We start from the raw sequence: 19563 nt of genomic DNA, 5'->3' as shown, positions 1-19563 counted from the left end.
TAAAAAGTGAGTCCGCAATGAATTTACTCATCAATAAACCTCGTCTCGATACCGCCTTAATTTCCCTTTTCATTTTTGACCAACAAGGTTGTGAGGCTTGGTGTGCAGAGCAAGATGATTTTACCCGTACCTGGGTAGCCCGCTCACTGCAACAGCAACCCGGCTTATGTGTGCTGCCGAATCCGGAAACTGGCGAGCCGCAAAGCGCTATTTTGGTGACTTCAGATGTCGCTGATATGTGGGCGGCCGGTGATATTATCGGTAAATTGCCCAAGGGGGATTATCAATTACAAAATGCCGCTAATGAGCGCGATATTGCCCTGGGCTTTGTGCTTGGTGGTTATCAGTTTAGCGGCTACAAGCAAATTCAGTTGCCTCAGGCGCGTTTGCTTATTGAAGATGCCGCCTTATACCAGGAATTAGTGGCATTAATGGAGTCGACCCAGGTGGTGCGTGACCTAGTTAACGCCCCAGCCGCGGATATGATGCCGCAGCACTTAAGTGAAGTGATGAACGATATGGCTCAGCGCTTTGGCGGTGAGTTTAGCGAGTGGGTGGGTGATGAGCTGCTAGAGCAAAATTACCCCACCATTCATCTTGTTGGCCGTGCCAGTGAAAACAAGCCGCGACTGCTTGATTTGCGCTGGGGCAAATCAGATGCGCCTAAAGTAACCCTGGTTGGTAAGGGTGTGTGTTTTGACTCCGGTGGTCTGGACTTAAAACCTGCCGCCGGTATGCGTTTGATGAAAAAGGATATGGGCGGCGCCGCTCATGTAATTGGCCTGGCGAACCTGATCATGGCCATGGAGCTGAATATTCAACTGCGGGTCTTGGTACCTGCGGTGGAAAACGCCGTATCACGCAATGCATTTCGCCCAGGCGATGTGGTAAAAACTCGCAAGGGTCTGACCGTGGAAATCGATAACACGGATGCCGAAGGCCGTTTAGTCTTGTGTGATGCCTTAGATGAAGCGCAGCAGGAAAACCCAGAGATGATCATCGACTTCGCTACCCTGACCGGCGCCATGCGCATTGCCTTGGGTACCGAGCTGCCGGGCTTTTTCAGTAATGATGACAAGCTGGCCGAGGCCCTGACTCAAGCCGGCGAACACAGCCAAGATCCCGTATGGCGTATGCCATTATTCGCCCAGTACAAGAATATGATGAAAAGCGATGTGGCGGATTTAACCAACTGTGCACCGGGTCCTTTTGCGGGTGCTATTACCGCAGCCCTGTATCTGCAGGAATTTATCGACGCCAAAACCCCTTGGATCCACTTTGATGTAATGGCCTGGAACCTGCGTGCGCTACCTGGTCGCCCGGTAGGCGGTGAAGCCTTCGGTATTCGCGCCGTATACACCATGCTGGCAGACAAATACGGGCGTTAATTCGTTTTCACTCCATGATATAAATCACGAGCCGCAATTGCGGCTCGTTTTTTACTCGCCGTCGGACTTGGTATCAGACTCATTGAGCCAGGCCCTGGCGGCATCAGCATCGGCAAAATACTTGACCTCGCCGCTGGTAAACCAATTGGCGATGCGTGCCGCATAATCCTGCCAGTCGTGGCGGCCGTAAAAGGCGATGCGGCGAAATTGGTGGCGGTGGGCAATGCCGAGCTTAAAGTCATCCCACAGAGCGCGGGCGCTGAATCCTTCCAGCTCGCTGGCATCGATAAACACATCGACGATACGCTCATCCAACCCCTTTAGGGCGTCATCAAACATAGGAGTGATCACTTCATAGTCGTGATGATCTAACTTGCCGACTATCACCATGGAAATGTAAAAACGCGCTTTGGTGCGCTCTATACCTATATGTAAACCATGACGTTTCATTTGCTGGCCCTTATGGTGTGTTTAGGTGTTTATTTAACATAGCAAAAGGGTGGCGAGAACGCCGATGATGTAGCGCAATAAAACTGCAAAAAGAAACAAGGCCGCATAGGCGGCCTTGAATTGAAAGGAAGTTTACCGTTTTTTATTTCTGACACGCAGCAACGGCGTCGGCGATAAGCTCCAGGCCGGTTTGCGGGCAAGGTGGTAACTCGGCGCTGCTTTCACGCACAGGAGTTACTCTTTGACCCCACTTTATATAACTTGCGGCCCAGGTTAAACCTGCTCCAAAGGCCGCCGACATAATATTGGCACCCGGTTTTATCATGCCGCGCTCTACCGCTTCACACAGGGCGATGGCTATGGTGGCTGCCGAGGTGTTGCCATACTCATCGATATTGACCATCACCTTGTCGTCTTCGACCTTAAGGCGTTGCTGAATGGCCTGGATAATGCGCAGGTTCGCCTGATGGGGTACCAGTACATCGATATCATCCAGGCTTAATTGTGCCTGGTTCAGTACGTCATCACAGGCGCCGCTCATGCCTTTAACCGCACGCTTAAAGATTTCCGGGCCGACAAAATGCAGCTCCGAGCCACCGATGGCTTCGTACTTATTGATGTTGGAACCAAAATTTTCAATGTGCAGGATGCTGCGATCCGAGCTGTCGCAGCCAGATTTGCTGGCCAATAACCCCAGGGCTTGCTCGCTTGCTTCAAGTACTACGGCACCAGCACCATCACCAAATAGCACGGCGCTGTCGCGGCGGGCCCAGTTGATATACCAGCTCATACGTTCTGCAGCGACAACCACGGCGCGCTTGATCATTCCCGCCTGAATTTGTGCAGTGGCCATTTGCAGTGCGTATAAAAAGCCAGAGCACGCGGCATTACTGTCACACGCGGCTGCACCTGTGGCACCGAGGCGTTGTTGTACCTCGGAGGCGGTGTTGGCGACCACAGTGCTGGGTGTACAGGTGGCGACCAATACCAGGTCTAAATCCTTGGCATCTAGGCCGGCACAATCTAGGGCGCGCTGCGCCGCAACTGTGGCCAGCTCGGCGGTGCTGACATGGCTAACATGACGGGCTTTAATGCCAGTGCGTGAGCTGATCCACTCGTCGGATGTATCTACGACTGTGGCTATATCCTGATTGCTAATTCGCGCCGGTGGAACACACTTGCCCCAGCCGGTGATCTCTGCATAATGCATATAAAATCCTGTGTCATTGCATCGGCGACCGCCTAATTCAACTGGCCCGACGTCTTTAGTATGTTGCTGCTTTATACCAAAATGAACCGGCTTGGTCGAGCCTTACCTATGTGTTGCACAGAAGTATGCTTTGTTCTCTGTATGCTGCGTATGACAGTTACTGAAAGTGCAAGCCAGTGATGAAGTAAATCAGTCAGTCTTTTTATAGCACCTAATAGCACCTAAGGTATTGAATATGGTACATGAAGTTGGCAAATTGGCCGCTTGGCTACTACGCTGATGTAATCGCTTTAGATAAATCGTAGCTGAACGATACCGATCAGTTAATTTCGGCCAGTTAACGCCGGTTCGTTTGATGATGCACGCAGGAAAATTTATACGCCATTATGAACAAGATTAAAGCGCAGTTATTTGAGCAACTGATCGAGCTTGAACGCTCCTTGATGCGTGACGATGTGCGTGCCGATGCGGCGCGTCTCAATGCCTTGATTGACGATGACTTTATTGAGGTGTCCTCGGACGGAAAACGTTTTAATAAGACCAATGTGCTGGAACGTCTGCCTAAAGAGCAGTCGAAAAGCCGCAAGCCGCTTTTTCATAATCAGGATTTTGTCGGTCGTATGCTCAGCGATACCGTGGTGCAGCTTTATTATCGCAGTGCCTTGCGGCGTATTCGAGGCGGCCAGTGGCATTTTTCTTCGCGTATGTCCTTGTGGCGTTTGGATGCGGAGCAACACTGGCGGGTGGTTTATCACCAAAGTACCCCCTGCGAGGCCTTCACCATGGAATAATGGCCCGAGCTTTCAACGTATTGGGTTTGGTTATTTTCTTTTACTAAAGTCTGCAAATTCGGGGTAACTACTTGCTCTCGGGAAAGCGCCTTGGTTATTAGTTTTGTGAATTTATTAAACAATTTCAGTGAGCTAGAATAATGGCTCTTGCTTAATTTCGATTCGGCAAGATAATCTCGCAGTCCCGCTCTGGAGCACAATTTTGCCGCTATGGGGATCGCAGGCTACGCTTAAGCAAACACTGTCGTGAGCTTGATTATGAATTTTGCAGAGTTTAACTTTTTTGCGGTGCTGTTGGCGGCCTTAGCCACCTTTATCCTTGGCGGGCTATGGTACTCGCCGCTCATGTTTAAATCCGCCTGGCTCGATGGTTGTGGCCTAACCGATGTGGACTTGGCTCAGGCTTCCATGGGCAAGGTGTTCTCCCTGGCTTTTATCCTCTCCTTGGTCGCGGCCTTTGTGTTTGCGTTATTTCTAGGCCCCAAACCCGATCTCGGCTTTGCCGTTGGTGCCGGTTTTGCCGCAGGTTTATGCTGGGTGGCAACCTCTTTTGGCATTAGTTATTTATTCGAGCAAAGGCCGCTTAAACTGTTTTTGGTCAACGGCGGTTATCATACTCTGCAATTTACCTTGATTGGCCTGATCCTCGGGTTATGGCACTAGCCTGATCGGGCGCTGCAGATTGTGCCCGAGCATATTGAGGTTTTAACTTGGCTCTCAAGGGGTTAGAGTTAATACTCCAGTGCCGCCCCCACAGGATTCAGCCAAGGCGGTGCAAAAATAAGAAAAATAAAGGATGAAGATGGATATTCTCCCCATAGCCCTAGGCACTGAAACAGGCCTTGATACCCTGGTGAGCGAGTCGGGCAAAGTGCACTTTGGTCACCTCAATGGCCCGATTCAATCCTTTGGACTCGAGCACTTTAACTACACCAATGCCATGGATAAGCCCGCCGGGCGATTGGCAAAGCATTTTCACTTTAAGCAGTTTCAGTTTGTCTCTGTGATCACTCCCAGATTTTTAATTGGCGTGGCCATTGCCGATATTCGTTATGCCGCCTCAGGCTTTTGCTATCTCTATGATATTGAAGCCAATAAGCTGGTGGAAACGAGCTGGCTTAAGCCCCTGTCATTGGGCTGCACCATGGCTCCTTCGCCTTGGGAGGGATGCTCCAGCTTGGGTGGTGCGGGAGGCAAGATAAGCATGGAGATCAACGCCGGCGTGTGGCAGTTGCGTATTGCTACCAAGCAGATTAGCGCCGATTTTACCCTGATCCCGCCAACGGCGAGCCTGCCCATGGCCCTGTGCAATCCCACCGGCTACAGCGGCTGGACCTACACCCAGAAACACAACGCCTTGGGGGTGCAGGGCTCGCTGGTGATCAATCAAGAAGCTCAAGATTTGGAGCATGCCCTAGCGGGGTATGATTTTTCCGCCGGCTTTATGCGCCGGGAAACCAGTTGGCGCTGGGCCAGTATCAATGGCCGTATTGGTGGGTCATTGTTCGGCCTCAACCTGGCCGCCGGAGTCAATGAGACAGGTTATAACGAAAATGTGTTTTGGCGCGATGGTGAGAGCCATCTGCTTGGCCCGGTGCATTTTGATTTTACTCGCAGCGCCTGTGAGCCGGACTGGCAGATAAGCTCTCAAGATGGCAAGGTCTCGCTGACCTTCAGCCCCTTAAACAAGCGTCAGGAGCGCCTGAACCTGGGGCTGTTAAAGAGTAACTTCCGCCAGTATATCGGTCATTTCAATGGCCAGATTGAAGATGCCAAAAGTCAGCTGCATCGCCTCGATAATGTCCTTGGCTTAATTGAAGATCATTATGCTTTATGGTAAGGGCTTCATTGCTCCCGATCGTTTGATGGCGCGCCAATGGCTCATCGCGCCGTTAAAATGTTAAGCTAACTGCTCATCAATAATGGGGGAAGCATGGCCAAGCCGAATAAAAAGGGACCGGTTCGCACCGTGGATATCTTTTGCAGTAAATGTCGCACCCAACTGTATAAGTATCGAAAAGGTGGCAAGGGGGCGTTGGTAAAGTGTTTTATTGAGCGTATCAGCGAGGACTACACCGAAGAGGTGGCAACCTGCCCGGGGTGTCAGCAGGTGTTTGCCCGACAAACCCTGATCCGCGGCACGCCGGCATTAAAAATGATCGGCCAAAAGGTGTATATGAAATAATACCAATTCTGTTAAGTATGTGAGCAGAGATAGCGCTGGATAAATGATGTGATAACAAGACGGAATTTTTCTTATGTAGTTATTCTACATAAAAAAATTCCAACGCGGTTAGCATGATATTTAGCCCGCTAGAATGATTAGCTATTTAAGTGAGTTGGTATCAGCAGGGCATTTGTCCTTAGGTGTCCAGCCTGGCCTTGGTAGGCTGAAGAGGTTTGTTTTGTGGAGCTAGGTAATGGACCTATTATTTGATGTTATTGGCATGAGCGGCACCTTTTTAGTGGTGGGCGCGTTTTTCTTATTACAGCTAGAGAAGTTACCTGCCTCGGGTCTGGGCTATAACCTGATGAACCTAAGCGGTGCCATCTTGTTGCTGATCAGCCTCTGTTACAACTTCAACCTTGCCAGTTTTGTTATCGAGATATTCTGGATAGCTGCCTCTCTTATCGGTATTTATAAACACGTGATGGCGCGTCGCGAGCTAAAATCGCTACCGGCTTCTTAACTAACTTGAATAACACAAAAAAGCGGGCTATTTAGCCCGCTGTGTTTTGGCGCATCAGAGTGAAAATTAGCGTGGCAGGTTTTTGCTCACTTTTTTGTTTTTATTCATAACGCCACTGTAATAGCCGTGCAGAGCATCGCTAAGTTGCTTTTCGCAGCGCTTGAGCTGTTCGCCCTGGGTGATCACCTGCATGCTCAGTTTTACCTTTTCTTCGCGAATGCTGTTGATATCCTGGCTCTGCCCTTGCAAACGTCGTTGCAGCTCTTCTACCTGTTGTGTTGATGATTTAAGCAGTTCATGCAGCTCCTTGTTGCGCTCCTGAAGATCGCGGCAATGATGCTTCATTACATGCCCGCTGGTATTGGCTTCTTCTAACTTTTGCTCCAGATCGGCCAGCTCTATCTGCACATCGCGTTTGGCCTGGATCTGCACCTGCTGCATCTGTTCGGCCATTTTATCCATATGGGCCAAGGCTTTTTTATTGAGCTCGTCTGCCTGATTGATTTGTGCCAGTAGCGGTGCTTGCGCTTCTTGCAAGTGTCTTATCTGTCGCTCTTTTTCTAGCAACAATTGTTTATACAGGTGCACCTGCTCTTGCACCGAGGGCTCCCCGGAGGATTTGTTAATGTGAGTGACATTGGGCTGCATAGCCGCCTCCATATGAGGATGTAAGTCAGAGTGCGCCATGATCTATCCTTGTTTACGTGATAATTTGGATTGGTTAAATTTTAACAAGGATAATGAGCGCAACTTATTGATCTAAATCAGTATGGCATGGCTATTGATGGTGCAGTTGTACCGAACTTTGATCTAGCGCAAGGGCTGGGGCAAAAATCGCCGTCGCTGGTAAGGAAAAAGGTTGGCAGGTTTTACTCGCCCTGCTTAACGAGTATACAGGTGACGTTGTCGCCGGCGCCGTGAGAGAGCGCCGAGTGCATCAAGGCCTTGCCGGCACTGTGTATATTAGTGGCGTTTAGTGACACTTCTATTTCAAAGTCGGATAGTTTGTCCGTTAAGCCGTCACTGCATAATAAAAAGATATCCTGCTTGTGCCTTTTACCATGCATCACTTCTACCTGAACTTGGCGTTTGACGCCTAGGGCCCGCACTACCTCATGTTGCAGCGGGTGGCTGGCCGCTTGCGCCGAGGTGATCACTCCGGTATCAAGCAACAGGTTGATCCGGCTATGATCCCGGGTCTGTTGCTCCAGTTGATTGTTTCTAAATAGGTAACCTCGGCTGTCGCCGACCCAGATAAAATAGAAATCAGGGCCATCCAGGACCAGGGCGACCGCCGTTGAACCCATGGTTTTTCCCTGCATATACAGCTGTGAGTAGTCGAAAACTTGTCTATTGGCGTCTTCAAAAGCGCTGACCAGGGTGAGGTAGAGTGGAATGTTGTGAGGGCGCTTAAGCAGCTGCTGTTTGACGACTTCAATCACCTGCGCACTGGCGTATTCGCCCCCGCTGTGCGCACCCATGCCATCGGCAACCACCCAGACTCCTTGCTCGGGAAGTGCCAATAAGGCGTCTTCATTTTTGCTGCGAATAACGCCGCGATGGCTTTGTGCAAAGCTGTTCAGTTGCATGCCCTTGTCCACTGAGGTGGTATTGTGAGCATCTTCGCCATATACCGAGCACAGCGGAGAAAAATATAAGAGCGAGCGTCCATTAATCTTGTTTATTCCCTTGGGTTAGTCAATGAAAACACAGTAGGTGGTAACTCACACCTTGCCTCGTATATAAATCCTTATGGGCTCAATATTAGCTGGATACTCCAGGGAATGCCGCCGCTAGCCGGGCTTTGCTGTTGAAAAACAAAGCCCGTTTAGCTTGTCTTTAAAGGCGTCGGCCTTCACCTACGTAACGTCCGGCGAGGATCCTTTCATACATATCATTGGCGGTTCTTTTCGCGCGCTCTATGGCATCCGGTTGTAGTCTACGCTCATCGAGCTTGCGGCTGGTGCTGGCATCCATATTGCCGTTGAACTCGGCAATACTGTTCCAGATGTATGATTTTTCGATGCTTTTTGGTACGCCTAGGCCTTCGTAATACATCAGCGCCAAGTTAAATTGGGCTAAAGTGTAATTCTGCGCTGCGGCTTGTTGATACCAGTCTACCGCTGTAGGGTAGTCTTTGAGCACACCTTCGCCATTGGTGTACATAACGCCGAGGTTAAACTGGGCGGCGGCTACACCCTTTTTTGCGGCACCGATAAAAAGTTGTACTGCACGTTGTGAGTCCACTTTCACGCCTCGGCCTTCTTGATACATCACGGCGAGTGAAAACATGGCATCGGCGTATTCTTTGTCTACAGCTTGTTGGTAGAGTTGCGCTGCTTTGTATTGATTTTTGGCGACGCCATAACCATTTTCATACAGCTGGGCAAGTTCATAAATCCCTGGCGCAAAGCCCTTGTCGGCAAGATATTGAAATTCGCTGATGGCGGTTTCAAAATCACCCACATTGGCGGCAGCAATTCCTTCTTCTAAACCAGCTTGGGCAGGAGGGGTGAGCACGAGTGCAGTGCACAGACTCACAGTGTATAAGGTAAATCGCAACATAGTGTGTCTCCGAGAATGGCTGCTATCTATCTGATTCTAGCCTTGTTATCCATTATTATCCAAAGTCTATCGAGAAATAACCAAAGAGAGTTAGAAGTTTTTTAGTTATATCTAAGACCTAGCAGTAGGATACAAAATTGTTACTTTTGATTGCAGGCTATATGTCCGCTTTATGCTCAAGGCGAAGCTTCGGTCTATTCATCCCCTCGGCCTAAGACGCAAGCCTTTAATTTTGACCCAATTCCATGCTACAACAAGTTAAATTCTGCACACCGGATATGGAGAGAGGAATGAGCGACCAATACAGCGCACTGCGCAGCAATGTGAGTTTGTTAGGGCAAATACTGGGACACACCATAGAGCAGGCCTTAGGTGCGCCAGCTTTAGAAAAGGTTGAAGCCATTCGTCAACTGGCCAAGAGTTCACGTACTGGTGACGAGCAAGCCCGGGAGCAGCTGCTGAACGAGTTGCATCGCCTTAGCGACGATGAGCTCCTGCTGGTGGTGCGTGCCTTTAACCAGTTTTTAAATCTGGCCAATGTGGCGGAGCAGTACCACACGGTTTCGCGTCATGCGGATACAGGTTTTTGCCAGCTCGACCCTCTCAAACAGACCCTAAAACGCCTGAAACAGAGTAGTATCGGCAGCGAGCAAATAGCGCAGGCGCTGGCCAAACTCGATATTAACCTGGTATTGACGGCGCACCCCACCGAGGTGACTCGACGCACATTAATCAACAAGCATGTGCAACTAAGTGATTGCCTCGATAAGCTTGAACTCGACAAACTCTTGCCGACCGAACGCACCCAGTTGCTTGCGCGTATGCGCCAGCTTATCGCCCAGGCCTGGCATACGGACGAAATACGGCACAGCCGGCCAACGCCGCTGGATGAGGCCAAATGGGGCTTTGCTGTGATAGAAAACAGCCTGTGGCAAGCGGTGCCCGAATATGTGCGTGAGCTCGATACCCTGTTGCAGCAGGAGTTAAATATGAGCCTGGCACCCAGTGCCCGACCGGTGCGTTTTACTTCCTGGATGGGCGGCGACCGGGACGGCAACCCTTATGTTACCGCCGAGGTTACCCAAAGCGTGCTCGAACATGGTCGTTGGATGGCCCTGGACTTGTATATTCGCGATTTGAATCAGCTTATCAATGAGCTTTCCATGCATTCGGCCAGCGAAGAGCTATTGGCGCTCAGTGGCCCAAGCCATGAGCCTTATCGTCAGGTGCTCAAAGCGCTGCGCAGTGACTTACAGCAGACCCATAAATATCTGGAAGCAAAAATTACCGGTCAGCCAAGCCGGGGTGAAAACCGTATTACCGACATCAAGCAAATCATCAATGTGCTGCAAATGTGTTATCGCTCTTTATGCAGCAATAAGATGGCGGTCATAGCCGATGGTCTGCTGCAAGACACTATAGTGCGCTGTCGCTGCTTTGGCCTGCAGCTGAGTCAGCTCGATATTCGCCAAGACAGTGACAAACATGCCCAGGTACTGGCGGAGATCAGCCAATATCTGGAGTTGGGCGATTACTGTGCCTGGGATGAGCAGACCAAGCTGGCGTTTTTAGCCAAAGAGTTGGCCAATCCGCGACCTTTGTTGCCCCGCCATTGGCAGCCGTCTGAGCAAACCCAAGAAGTGCTCGATACCTTCAAGGTGATTGCCGACAACCACGCCGATAACTTTGGCATCTATATTATTTCCATGGCCCGTCAGGCTTCCGATGTGCTGGCGGTGAAGTTGCTGTTAAAAGAGGCTGGCTGTGCGTTCAATATGCCGGTGGCGCCTCTGTTTGAAACTTTGGACGACCTTAATCGCGCCCCCGAGGTGATGCGCACTCTCTATGATAATGAGGTTTACCGCGCCGTGATGGGTGAGCAGCAATATGTGATGATAGGCTACTCCGACTCGGCCAAGGACGCCGGCATGATGGCGGCAGGCTGGGCCCAGTACAGCGCCATGGAATCCCTGGTTACCCTAAGCGATGACTGTGATATTGAGCTGGTACTCTTTCATGGCCGTGGCGGCACGGTGGGCCGTGGCGGCGCACCGGCGGCTCAAGCCCTGCGCTCGCAACCGCCGGGCAGTTTGAAAAATGGCCTGCGGGTGACCGAGCAGGGAGAAATGATCCGTTTTAAATACGGTCTTGCCAGTGTCGCCAAGCAAAGCCTGCACCTGTATGTGGGCGCCGTGCTTGAGGGCAATCTATTGCCTCCGCCGCAACCCGAGCCGCAGTGGCGCGAGGTCATGGCGGTAATAAGCGAGAAGTCCTGCGAACATTATCGCGCCATAGTGCGTGGCAATAAGGATTTCGTTCCTTATTTCCGCAGCGCTACACCTGAGCAGGAGCTGGGTAAACTGCCCCTTGGCTCACGACCTGCAAAACGTAATCCGGACGGTGGCGTAGAAAGCCTAAGAGCGATCCCCTGGATATTCGCCTGGTCGCAAAACCGGTTAATGCTGCCCGCCTGGTTGGGCGCTTATCAGGGATTGGCGGCAGCCATAGAGGAATTTGGTGAGCAACACCTGGCATTGATGAGCCAGCAATGGCCCTTTTTCCGCACCCGTTTGGAAATGCTGGAAATGGTGTTTTGTAAAGCCGACAGCTGGCTTAGCGCCTATTATGACCAACGCCTGGTGGCGTCGCATCTGCAACCCCTAGGTGAGCAACTGCGCAGTGAGCTGGCACAGGCCACGGCGCTTATCAAGGAGTTGAGCCCTGAGCATACCTTGCTCGGTCATCAGCCCTGGATCCGCGAGTCCATTGCCCTGCGCAATCCCTATACCGATCCCTTGAATGTGCTTCAGGTTGAGCTATTAAAGCGGGTGCGCGCCGGTGGCTCGGTGGCTTTGGATAATGCTTTGATGATCACCATGGCCGGTATCGCCGCCGGGATGCGTAATACCGGCTAAGTTAGTGTAAAGTAGCGCTAATGCGGGCCAGGTTGCCGCGTTAGCGCCACTAGGTTACTATCGCCATAAACTGCTAAACAAAAGGACAGCTTGTGTGTCCAACCCCCATGCTTGAAAGTATCAAGCAACAGCGCGGCATTATTAGCGCACAGCAATTTGAAAATCTCAGCCAGCTGCTGGGAAATAATCACAAAGACACCGCACAGTGGCTGTTAACCCAGATACAGCCCTGGGCAGTCGCGCCCGTTTCCCAGTTTCAGGTGGCGGCTTTGGTGCATGCCCGCAATCATCAGGGTGAAGAGTTCTACGCCGCCGGAGTCAATGTTGAGTTGCCCCATTGCGGGTTAGAGAGCGCCGTGCATGCGGAGCAAACCGCGCTGCATAATGCCTGGCTCAATGACGCCTGTGAGCTTCTGCACTTGTACGTCAGTGCCACGCCTTGTGGCTATTGTCGCCAGTTTATCAAGGAGTTTTGTGCCGATACTGGACTTGCAATCAGTATTGGTGAGGTTGAGGCGACGCTGAGCGAGTTATTACCTCTGGCGTTTGGGCCAAACGATCTAGGAGTAAGTGAACGTATCTTGGCTGAGCAAAAAGGCAATTGTTGCGGTCTTGGTAAATGTGATGATGTCGAGCAACTGCAGCAGCAATTGCATCGGCATCTGCAGCTCAGTTATGCGCCCTACAGTGGTGGCCAGGCGGCCTTGATGTTAAGCATGGGCGAGCAGCATTTTTATGGCCGTTATATTGAAAATGCCGCCTTTAATCCCAGCTTCCATCCCTTGCTGGCGGCCTTTAGTCAGGTGGCGCTCTTGGGGCAGGGCATTGATTTTAAGGCCATAGACAGGGTGTCCCTCTGTGAGCTGGATAGCCTAAAGTCGCATCGGGACAGCACCGAGGCTATGGTGCGACGCTTAGCGCCGCAGGCCAGGTTTCAGTATCACTGTGCCAATAGTAGCGCCGCCGCAGCCAGTACCTGAGTGATGGCGCGCTGCTCTATCGCGGCAATATCCACTGCCGGGATCTCCTGATCGCAACGATTCACCAGCACCCCGGCGATACAACCGGCGCGCAGCCCTAAGGCGCTGCACATGGTCAGCAGGGTGGCCGATTCCATTTCATAGTTCATTACTTTAAGGGCTTGCCACTGTGCCATGCTGCCTTGCAGGTGCTGAGGCACATAGCCGCTGTGGGTGTCGTAGCGCTCCTGACCCGGGTAGAAGGTATCGCTTGAGGCGGTAATGCCGATATGGTGTGCTTCCTTGCTTTGCTCGCAGGCAGCGACTAAGGCGGCGGTGGCTCTAAAGTCGGCAACCGCGGGGTAGCTGGGGGGAGCAAAGTGGTGCGAGGCACCATCGAGGCGTACCGAGGCATGGGTAATAAGCAACTCGCCGACCTTAATATGGGGCTGAATGGCGCCCGTGGTGCCGACGCGTAAAAAGGTATCGACCCCCAGTTGCGCCAGCTCTTCAACGGCAATGGAAGTTGACGGGCCGCCGATACCTGTGGAGCAGACCACCACACTGCGGCCGTTTAATTCGCCAAGATAAACATGGAATTCGCGATGCTGCGCCAGACATTGATGATTATCCAGTTGCTGCGCTATTACTGCGGCCCGCTCAGGAGCGCCGGGAATAATAGCCAGGGTGGCGCCGTTTAATTGATCTTTTGAAATGCCAAGGTGAAACATTGTTTTCATATTAACTCTCTGATCCCTATGCGTGTTAAGCGAGCAAGTAAGCCTATGCTGGCGCGCCGGGGCGTTTTTTATAAGGACATATGTCCGAATTTGCTCCTGTGCCCGCTTGCCAGCGCCGTAAATCTCAACTAGATGTTAAATAACATCATCAGAGGAGTTAGCGTATGGCCGTATCGTCAAATGCCACCAGTCATGGCGAGTTCGCTCGTTGTTTTGAATGTAATCGAATTAGCCCCTTGGCGCCACTGCATTGGTTAGCCCTGGCCTTTAACGATATGGCGCGGGCGCCGATTTTAAGCCTGATTTATGGTCTGGTTTTTACCCTGATCCCCGCCACCATTTTATTCTTTATTTATTCCAGTCAAACTCATTTGGTGATCTTGCCGGCAACCGTGGCCTTTGCCCTTGTGGGCCCGGCCTTTGCCGCCGGTCTTTATGATGTTGCCTGGGAGCTGGAAAAGGGTCATACCCCCACCTTATGGCACAGCCTTAAGTCCATGTTTCGTAACCCAGCCGGAGAGTGGGGCTTTGCGGTGCTGCTGATGGTGATCATGATAGTCTGGATGCGTTTAGCGGCGTTGGCGCATGCCCTGTATCCGAATACTGTGAACCCCAGCTTTGAAGAGTTAAGCGCGTTTTTAACCTTAGGCAGTATTATAGGTGGGGTCTTGCTGGTAACCGTGTTTGCCATTTCCGCCTTTACCCCACAGATCATGATGGAGCGCCGGGTGGATTTGATGACCGCCGTGGTCAGTTCCATGCATGCAGTACGCAATAATATTGCCGCCATGGTGGTTTGGTGTATCTGTATTGTCTGTTTAATTTTACTTGGCTTTCTGACCGGCGCCGCCGGCTTTATCGTAATTATGCCCTGGCTGAGTTATGCCAGTTGGCACGGTTACATCGCTACCATTAAAACCAAGCGCCCCCGTAGTTACGAGTAGACGAATTCGCTTATCGGCTGGCTTATGCAGCATTTATGCATAGCCAGTCACCTTCCCCAGTTACGCCTGTTCGCTTGGGTTTGACTTCTGCGCTCGGCTTGTATATTGATCCTGTATTGGTGCCGATTTAACGCCGATGTGAAATTGATAAATAAATAAAAATCAATGTCTTATGTGTTGGTTTTTATTTTCCTGAGCGTGCTAAGGAAAATCCTTGAGGCGCTCTGGAGTCATTTTCATCGACACCGGCGGTAAATCGAAAAACTGCATAAATATTGAGGAGATAGCATGACCGCTAAGTGGCAAGACTTTCGAACTAAGGTAGCACAGTGCTTGTGTCCACCGGGTAATGGTGTATTTACGGTAAACACGGCGCAGGAGCGCAAGGCGGCATTGCAACAGAAGCTTTATGGTCAAACCGACAATATTGAAGCTCTGTGGCAAGCGTCTCTCGATGGTCTGCAAACGACCGAGCACAAGGCGGTGATGCTGGGGATCAGCTCAGACTGTGGCGGCGGTATTTTGCGTGGCGCCAACTGGGGTCCGCTATTTTTACGCAACACCCTGATTGAACAACAGCCTCAGGCGAAAGCCTTTGATTTGGGCGATGTGCGTGTCATTCCGCATCTGTTGCACGACAAATATTTGAACGAAGGCACCATCAGCAACTGTCAAAAGGCCCTCTATGCGGATACCGACAGTGAGTACCATGTAAGCCCATTATCCATCACCGAGGACGTGTGCACCGACTTTTATGCTAACTTCCCAGAAAAGGGGATCTTCGGTATCGGTGGCGACCACTCAATCAGCTATCCTTTGACCAAGGCGTACCTAAAAGCCAAGCGCGAGCAGGGCAAGAAGGTAGCCATCATTCACTTCGATGCCCACACAGATCTTTTGGTAGAGCGATTGGGTATCGATTTGTGCTTCGGCTCTTGGTGCACCCATATCCTTGAGTACTTGCCAAGCCCGGCGCATTTGATCCAATTCGGGATCCGTTCAAGTGGCAAGCCTAAATCCCATTGGGAAGGCACTTTTGGCGTGAAGCAACACTGGGCTCACGAAATCAATGAGCGCGGCACAGATGCGGTAGTCGCCGAAGTATTGGCTCAGCTACGTGCTGATGGCGTTGATGAGCTTTATGTCAGTTTTGATATTGATGCCCTGGACTCGGAATTTGCCTCGGCCACCGGCACACCGGAAAAAGACGGTCTTAATCCACAACAGGCATTGGATATTCTTGGCGCACTGGCCGCCGAGTTCCCCATTACCGGCGCCGATATGATGGAGATTGCTCCTTTCACCGACAGCTCGTTAGAGGGTAAGTCGAGCTCGGAAACAACGTTGCGTGAAGGTGCAAAAATCTCGGCATTCTTGCTTGAACAAATGAATAAATAAGCTTGATTTTCCTGAGAAATCAGCAATAAAAAGAGCGCATTAGCGCTCTTTTTTGTGGCCGCTTTGTGGCAATATAAACAAGTGTCAGCATAAAATTTTGCGAGTGTTTCTATGATCTACCCCTTCTTTCACCTTTACAGCCTGACTCCCCGAGCCTTGTTACTGAGCGCCAGTGCTTTGATTATGTCCTTTATGCCTTACCAGGCATGGGCGCAAACTCAGGTCTTGGTCGGCGGCGGTCTACAGGTATGCTCATCTATGACGCCCGACCATTGTCAACAAAGTCGTGAAGGCGGTAAAACTCACACTCGCTATCTAGTGGACGATAAGGCCCTGACTCGTCTGGAGACACACTGGCCATCTCAGTATCAGGCGCAAAAAGAAAAAACGGTAGAGGCGCTTAAAGCACTTGTTAGCGAGCAAGCGATGACGCAGGAGCAATTACTAGCGCTTTGGTATCAACAAGACCCTCAGGCTCAGCTTTTGGCTCGTCCCCTTTATTATTATGTACTCGATACCCTGGAGTTGGCTGAGCCTTCTCAGAAAGTGCGCCTCGATACCCACGTAAATAGCCATGAGGCTACTGGGGATATACTTGCCTTTATGCAGAGCTCAATTAGCGTTGCTGCGGGGCAACAGGCGCAGCCACCTCAGGTGCTGATGCTAACTAGCGCCAGTCGCGACCCCTATGCCAGTGCCGATTACTACCAGCAATTACTGGCATCAAAGAGCATAGACGGTCAATGGTTGCCTTTAACACCTGCGCTGGCCAAGGCGCTTAGCCAGGGGCGCTGCGATAAGCTCAACGAATTTCGCCAACAAGCACTGATCTTTGACAGAGCGCGGGTGTACCCTGAGCGTATCGCCGAGGAGCAGGCACTGTGCAGCCAAGGAGTCGAGGCTCTGACAGCCCAGATAGAGGCAGCAAGTGCGGTATTTTTTAATGACGGCGATCAAGCGCTTGCCAGCGCGGTGCTGTATGACGAGCAGGGCAAGGAATATCCTTGGACTGAAGCCTTGCGCACCCGCCCGGTTATTCTTGCTAATGGCACTGGCAGTGCAATACAAAGTGGCGGTAGTAACGCCAAGGGGGCCGTGGCCATGATCACCGGCGGCGATGCCTTTGCTGCCCTTGAAAACAAGGTAGAACTTGCGACCAAGCCAACCAGTTTGCCTTCTGGCTATGCAGCCATCAGCTATGAGCCCGAAGGGGGCCTGGGAACCTTTAACTACGGGGTGCTGGATACGCAATTTAGCGATGACAACCGCAGCCTGCGCTTGCATAGCCTGTTATATGGGGCCGGGCAACTGGCCGGTTACGGCATAGATGCCGGCAGCGCCTTGGTGGTTATTACATCCGGTCAGGACAATATAGGAACCGTGCTTGGTGAGGCGGGGGTTGTTAAGATCCAGCCCCTGGACACACGCAGCTTTCGTTACAGCTATTATCCGAGTGGCGTGCGTTTGACGTTAGAGCAGCAGCAATGGCGCTTAGCCACCGATACAAAGGCCATAGAGGTCAAGGGCCCAGACGCTCAGGCACTGCCACAAATGCGCTTTGGCGATATCCTCTATGATGGCAAGTTGCGCAGCCTGACTCAGGCCATGTGTTTATCAAACAGCAAGATGGCCTTGGCCACGCAATATACTCGCGGTCAGTATTGGGATTTTACCCTGCGCAGCGATCAGCAAACCCGTATGCTGAATACCGATATTCGTGCCAACGCCTGTGCCATCGAAGGGCTTATTATCGAATTTGCACCACGGAATTAGTGTTTTATCAGCTAATTATTGATGACGGGCTTGCGTCTACTTGGTAGCGTGATACTTTTACAATATAAACGCTTACCAGGAGTGGTTGATGTTTGCAGCAATTGCATACTTGGTGTTGGCCGTGATCTTATGCACCACGGCTTGGATGATAAGGCTTCCCTATATCGCAATCTTTTTTTATTGGAGTGCGTTGTCCTTATTTTTGGTGTCTCTGGCTTATATTGCCAACGCCGGGAAGGTTTTCCGTAAGCGTCAAAACGGCACTATTCCCTGGTATATCCGCTGGGCCTTTATCCCCTTTTTGCTGGGGGCGCAACTTTATAACGCCTGGCAGCGACGCAATGATAAGGTGCCGCCCATTCAGGAAGTCGAGCCCGGTTTATTCCTCGCCTGCCGACTTTTCCCGCCCGATGTTGATACCCTAAAACATGAAAACGTCACCGCCATTTTAGATGCCACCTGTGAATTTGATGGCCTGGACTGGACGGTAATGGGCGAGCATATCAGTTATTTAAATATTCCGGTTTTGGATCATGCCGCGCCAAACAGGGCGCAGTTGCGCCAGGCCATTAACTGGATCCATCATCACCGTAAGCGCAAACGTAACGTCGTAGTACACTGTGCTTTAGGCCGTGGCCGCTCTGTGCTGGTGATGGCCGCCTACTTGCTGGCCAAGGAGCCTGATGCGGATGTCGATGAGGTGTTAGAGCGCATTCAGGAAACCCGGGAAACCGCCAATTTAAACCGCTTCCAGCGTAAAGCGCTGAAGAAAATGCACCAGCGCGGCGAGTTGGTGGTGCGCAACCGCGTTTGCCTTATTGCCAATCCGGTATCCGGGCGCAAGCTGTGGGCAGATAAAAAGCACGACATCATGTCCAGCCTCAACAGCTATTTTGATATGTCGATAAAAACCACCACGGAAACTAAAAATGGCACGGACTTAGCGCGTGAGGCCATGGCTGAGCATCCCGATATGATCATCGCCTGTGGCGGCGATGGCACCATAGCCGAGGTGGCTTCGGTTACGGTTAATACCGATGTGGCGCTGGGGATTATTCCCTTAGGCACGGCTAATGCCTTAGCCCATGTGCTGATGGGCATTGAAAGCAAGGCCTTTGGCGTGCAAAAGGCGCTGGACGTATTGATCAGCGGCGATGTAAAGGCCATGGACACAGCCACTTGTAATGACGAGCTGGTACTGCTTTTGGTGGGCATAGGTTTTGAGCACAAGATGATAGAGTCGGCGCACCGTGAAGCTAAGAACAACAGTGGTCAGTTTGCCTATTTGCAGGGCTTTTGGCAGGCGCTCAGCGAACATAAGGCCAAGGACTACACGCTTACTCTGGATGATATGCCGGCACAGGAAATTCACACCAATAGCATGATCATTGCCAATGCGGCGCCTGTCTTTACTTTATTGGCGCAAGGGCAGGGTCAACCGGAGCATGACGATGGCCTGCTCGATGTAAACTGGCTGGAGCCGACTAAAAATTCCAATGTGAATGTGCTCAGTATCGCCGAGCTGGCATTTAACAGTGTGGCGCAGACCCAGCTCGACCGACATGCACACCACACTCACGCCAGGCGGGTAGCGGTGAGTTGTGCTGAGGGCATAGACTATGTTATCGACGGTGAAACCCGTCAGGCAGAGTCATTGGAAATTAGGGTGCAACCGGCATCATTAAAAGTGATGGTACCGAGTAAGCCTTAGGTAAGTTATAGATGAAGCCCTGGCTTAAA

General features: G+C 51.4%; 18 protein-coding genes. 12 read left to right on the top strand and 6 right to left on the bottom strand.

Going from position 1 to position 19563, the window contains the following annotated elements:
* Positions 1-17: 17 nt before the first annotated feature.
* Entirely contained in the window at positions 18-1388 is a 1371-nt protein-coding gene (locus C2M17_RS14995; protein WP_105201523.1) for a leucyl aminopeptidase family protein, read from the top strand.
* Between the two features lie 51 nt (positions 1389-1439).
* On the opposite strand, the gene C2M17_RS14990 is transcribed toward C2M17_RS14995, so the two are convergent.
* Together C2M17_RS14990 and C2M17_RS14985 are read right to left on the bottom strand one after the other, a co-directional pair.
* Positions 1440-1838 carry an STAS/SEC14 domain-containing protein gene (locus C2M17_RS14990; protein WP_105201522.1) on the bottom strand — a complete coding sequence of 133 codons (399 nt, stop codon included), beginning with the start codon at positions 1836-1838 and terminating at the stop codon, positions 1440-1442.
* Between the two features lie 142 nt (positions 1839-1980).
* The gene (locus C2M17_RS14985) at positions 1981-3048 is read right to left on the bottom strand and encodes a ketoacyl-ACP synthase III (protein ID WP_105201521.1); all 1068 of its coding nucleotides are present in this window, start codon (positions 3046-3048) and stop codon (positions 1981-1983) included.
* A gap of 386 nt (positions 3049-3434) precedes the next feature.
* Between C2M17_RS14985 and C2M17_RS14980 the strand changes: the two genes are divergently transcribed.
* The 5 genes from C2M17_RS14980 (at position 3435) to C2M17_RS14960 (ending at position 6529) form a co-directional block, all read left to right on the top strand.
* Positions 3435-3839, top strand: a complete 405-nt coding sequence (locus C2M17_RS14980) for a nuclear transport factor 2 family protein (RefSeq protein ID WP_105258767.1) — start codon at positions 3435-3437, stop codon at positions 3837-3839.
* Positions 3840-4097: 258 nt separating this feature from the next.
* Positions 4098-4502 (top strand): DUF1761 domain-containing protein, encoded by a 405-nt coding sequence (locus C2M17_RS14975; RefSeq protein WP_105201690.1) that lies wholly within the window; start codon positions 4098-4100, stop codon positions 4500-4502.
* A gap of 133 nt (positions 4503-4635) precedes the next feature.
* Positions 4636-5679 carry a DUF2804 domain-containing protein gene (locus C2M17_RS14970; RefSeq protein ID WP_105201519.1) on the top strand — a complete coding sequence of 348 codons (1044 nt, stop codon included), beginning with the start codon at positions 4636-4638 and terminating at the stop codon, positions 5677-5679.
* A gap of 93 nt (positions 5680-5772) precedes the next feature.
* The gene (locus tag C2M17_RS14965; RefSeq protein WP_105201518.1) at positions 5773-6024 is read left to right on the top strand and encodes a hypothetical protein; all 252 of its coding nucleotides are present in this window, start codon (positions 5773-5775) and stop codon (positions 6022-6024) included.
* A 235-nt stretch (positions 6025-6259) separates the two neighbouring features.
* On the top strand, positions 6260-6529 hold the full coding sequence (locus tag C2M17_RS14960) for a CBU_0592 family membrane protein (RefSeq protein WP_105201517.1): 270 nt from the start codon (positions 6260-6262) through the stop codon (positions 6527-6529).
* A 66-nt stretch (positions 6530-6595) separates the two neighbouring features.
* Here the strand turns inward: C2M17_RS14960 and C2M17_RS14955 are convergent, their stop codons facing one another.
* From C2M17_RS14955 to C2M17_RS14945, 3 genes are all read right to left on the bottom strand, one after another.
* Positions 6596-7216, bottom strand: a complete 621-nt coding sequence (locus tag C2M17_RS14955; RefSeq protein WP_105201516.1) for a hypothetical protein — start codon at positions 7214-7216, stop codon at positions 6596-6598.
* A 182-nt stretch (positions 7217-7398) separates the two neighbouring features.
* Positions 7399-8118 carry a PP2C family protein-serine/threonine phosphatase gene (locus C2M17_RS14950; RefSeq protein WP_105201515.1) on the bottom strand — a complete coding sequence of 240 codons (720 nt, stop codon included), beginning with the start codon at positions 8116-8118 and terminating at the stop codon, positions 7399-7401.
* 250 nt (positions 8119-8368) lie between these two features.
* Complete coding sequence (locus C2M17_RS14945) at positions 8369-9094, bottom strand: tetratricopeptide repeat protein (protein ID WP_105201514.1); 726 nt, start codon at positions 9092-9094, stop codon at positions 8369-8371.
* Positions 9095-9384: 290 nt separating this feature from the next.
* On the opposite strand from C2M17_RS14945, the gene ppc reads away from it, so the two are divergent.
* Entirely contained in the window at positions 9385-12009 is a 2625-nt protein-coding gene (ppc, locus tag C2M17_RS14940) for a phosphoenolpyruvate carboxylase (protein ID WP_105201513.1), read from the top strand.
* Between the two features lie 92 nt (positions 12010-12101).
* Complete coding sequence (cdd, locus tag C2M17_RS14935; RefSeq protein ID WP_158684044.1) at positions 12102-12989, top strand: cytidine deaminase; 888 nt, start codon at positions 12102-12104, stop codon at positions 12987-12989.
* Here the strand turns inward: cdd and udp are convergent.
* Positions 12950-13708: a uridine phosphorylase gene (gene udp, locus C2M17_RS14930; protein ID WP_105201511.1), complete on the bottom strand. Its 759-nt coding sequence runs from the start codon at positions 13706-13708 to the stop codon at positions 12950-12952. The genes cdd and udp overlap by 40 nt on opposite strands.
* 164 nt (positions 13709-13872) lie before the next feature.
* Between udp and C2M17_RS14925 the strand changes: the two genes are divergently transcribed.
* The 4 genes from C2M17_RS14925 (at position 13873) to C2M17_RS14910 (ending at position 19534) form a co-directional block, all read left to right on the top strand.
* Entirely contained in the window at positions 13873-14652 is a 780-nt protein-coding gene (locus tag C2M17_RS14925) for a DUF2189 domain-containing protein (RefSeq protein ID WP_105201510.1), read from the top strand.
* 288 nt (positions 14653-14940) lie between these two features.
* Complete coding sequence (locus C2M17_RS14920) at positions 14941-16050, top strand: arginase family protein (protein WP_105201509.1); 1110 nt, start codon at positions 14941-14943, stop codon at positions 16048-16050.
* 111 nt (positions 16051-16161) lie between these two features.
* Positions 16162-17823, top strand: coding sequence for a hypothetical protein (locus C2M17_RS14915; RefSeq protein ID WP_105201508.1), 1662 nt, complete (start codon positions 16162-16164; stop codon positions 17821-17823).
* Between the two features lie 88 nt (positions 17824-17911).
* Complete coding sequence (locus C2M17_RS14910) at positions 17912-19534, top strand: diacylglycerol kinase family protein (protein WP_105201507.1); 1623 nt, start codon at positions 17912-17914, stop codon at positions 19532-19534.
* Positions 19535-19563: the final 29 nt, after the last annotated feature.

The sequence above is a fragment of the Pseudoalteromonas sp. T1lg10 genome (genome assembly GCF_002964545.1).
Lineage (GTDB): Bacteria > Pseudomonadota > Gammaproteobacteria > Enterobacterales > Alteromonadaceae > Pseudoalteromonas.
Note: the sequence above shows the minus strand (reverse complement) of the source record. Positions and strands in the feature narration are given on the sequence as shown.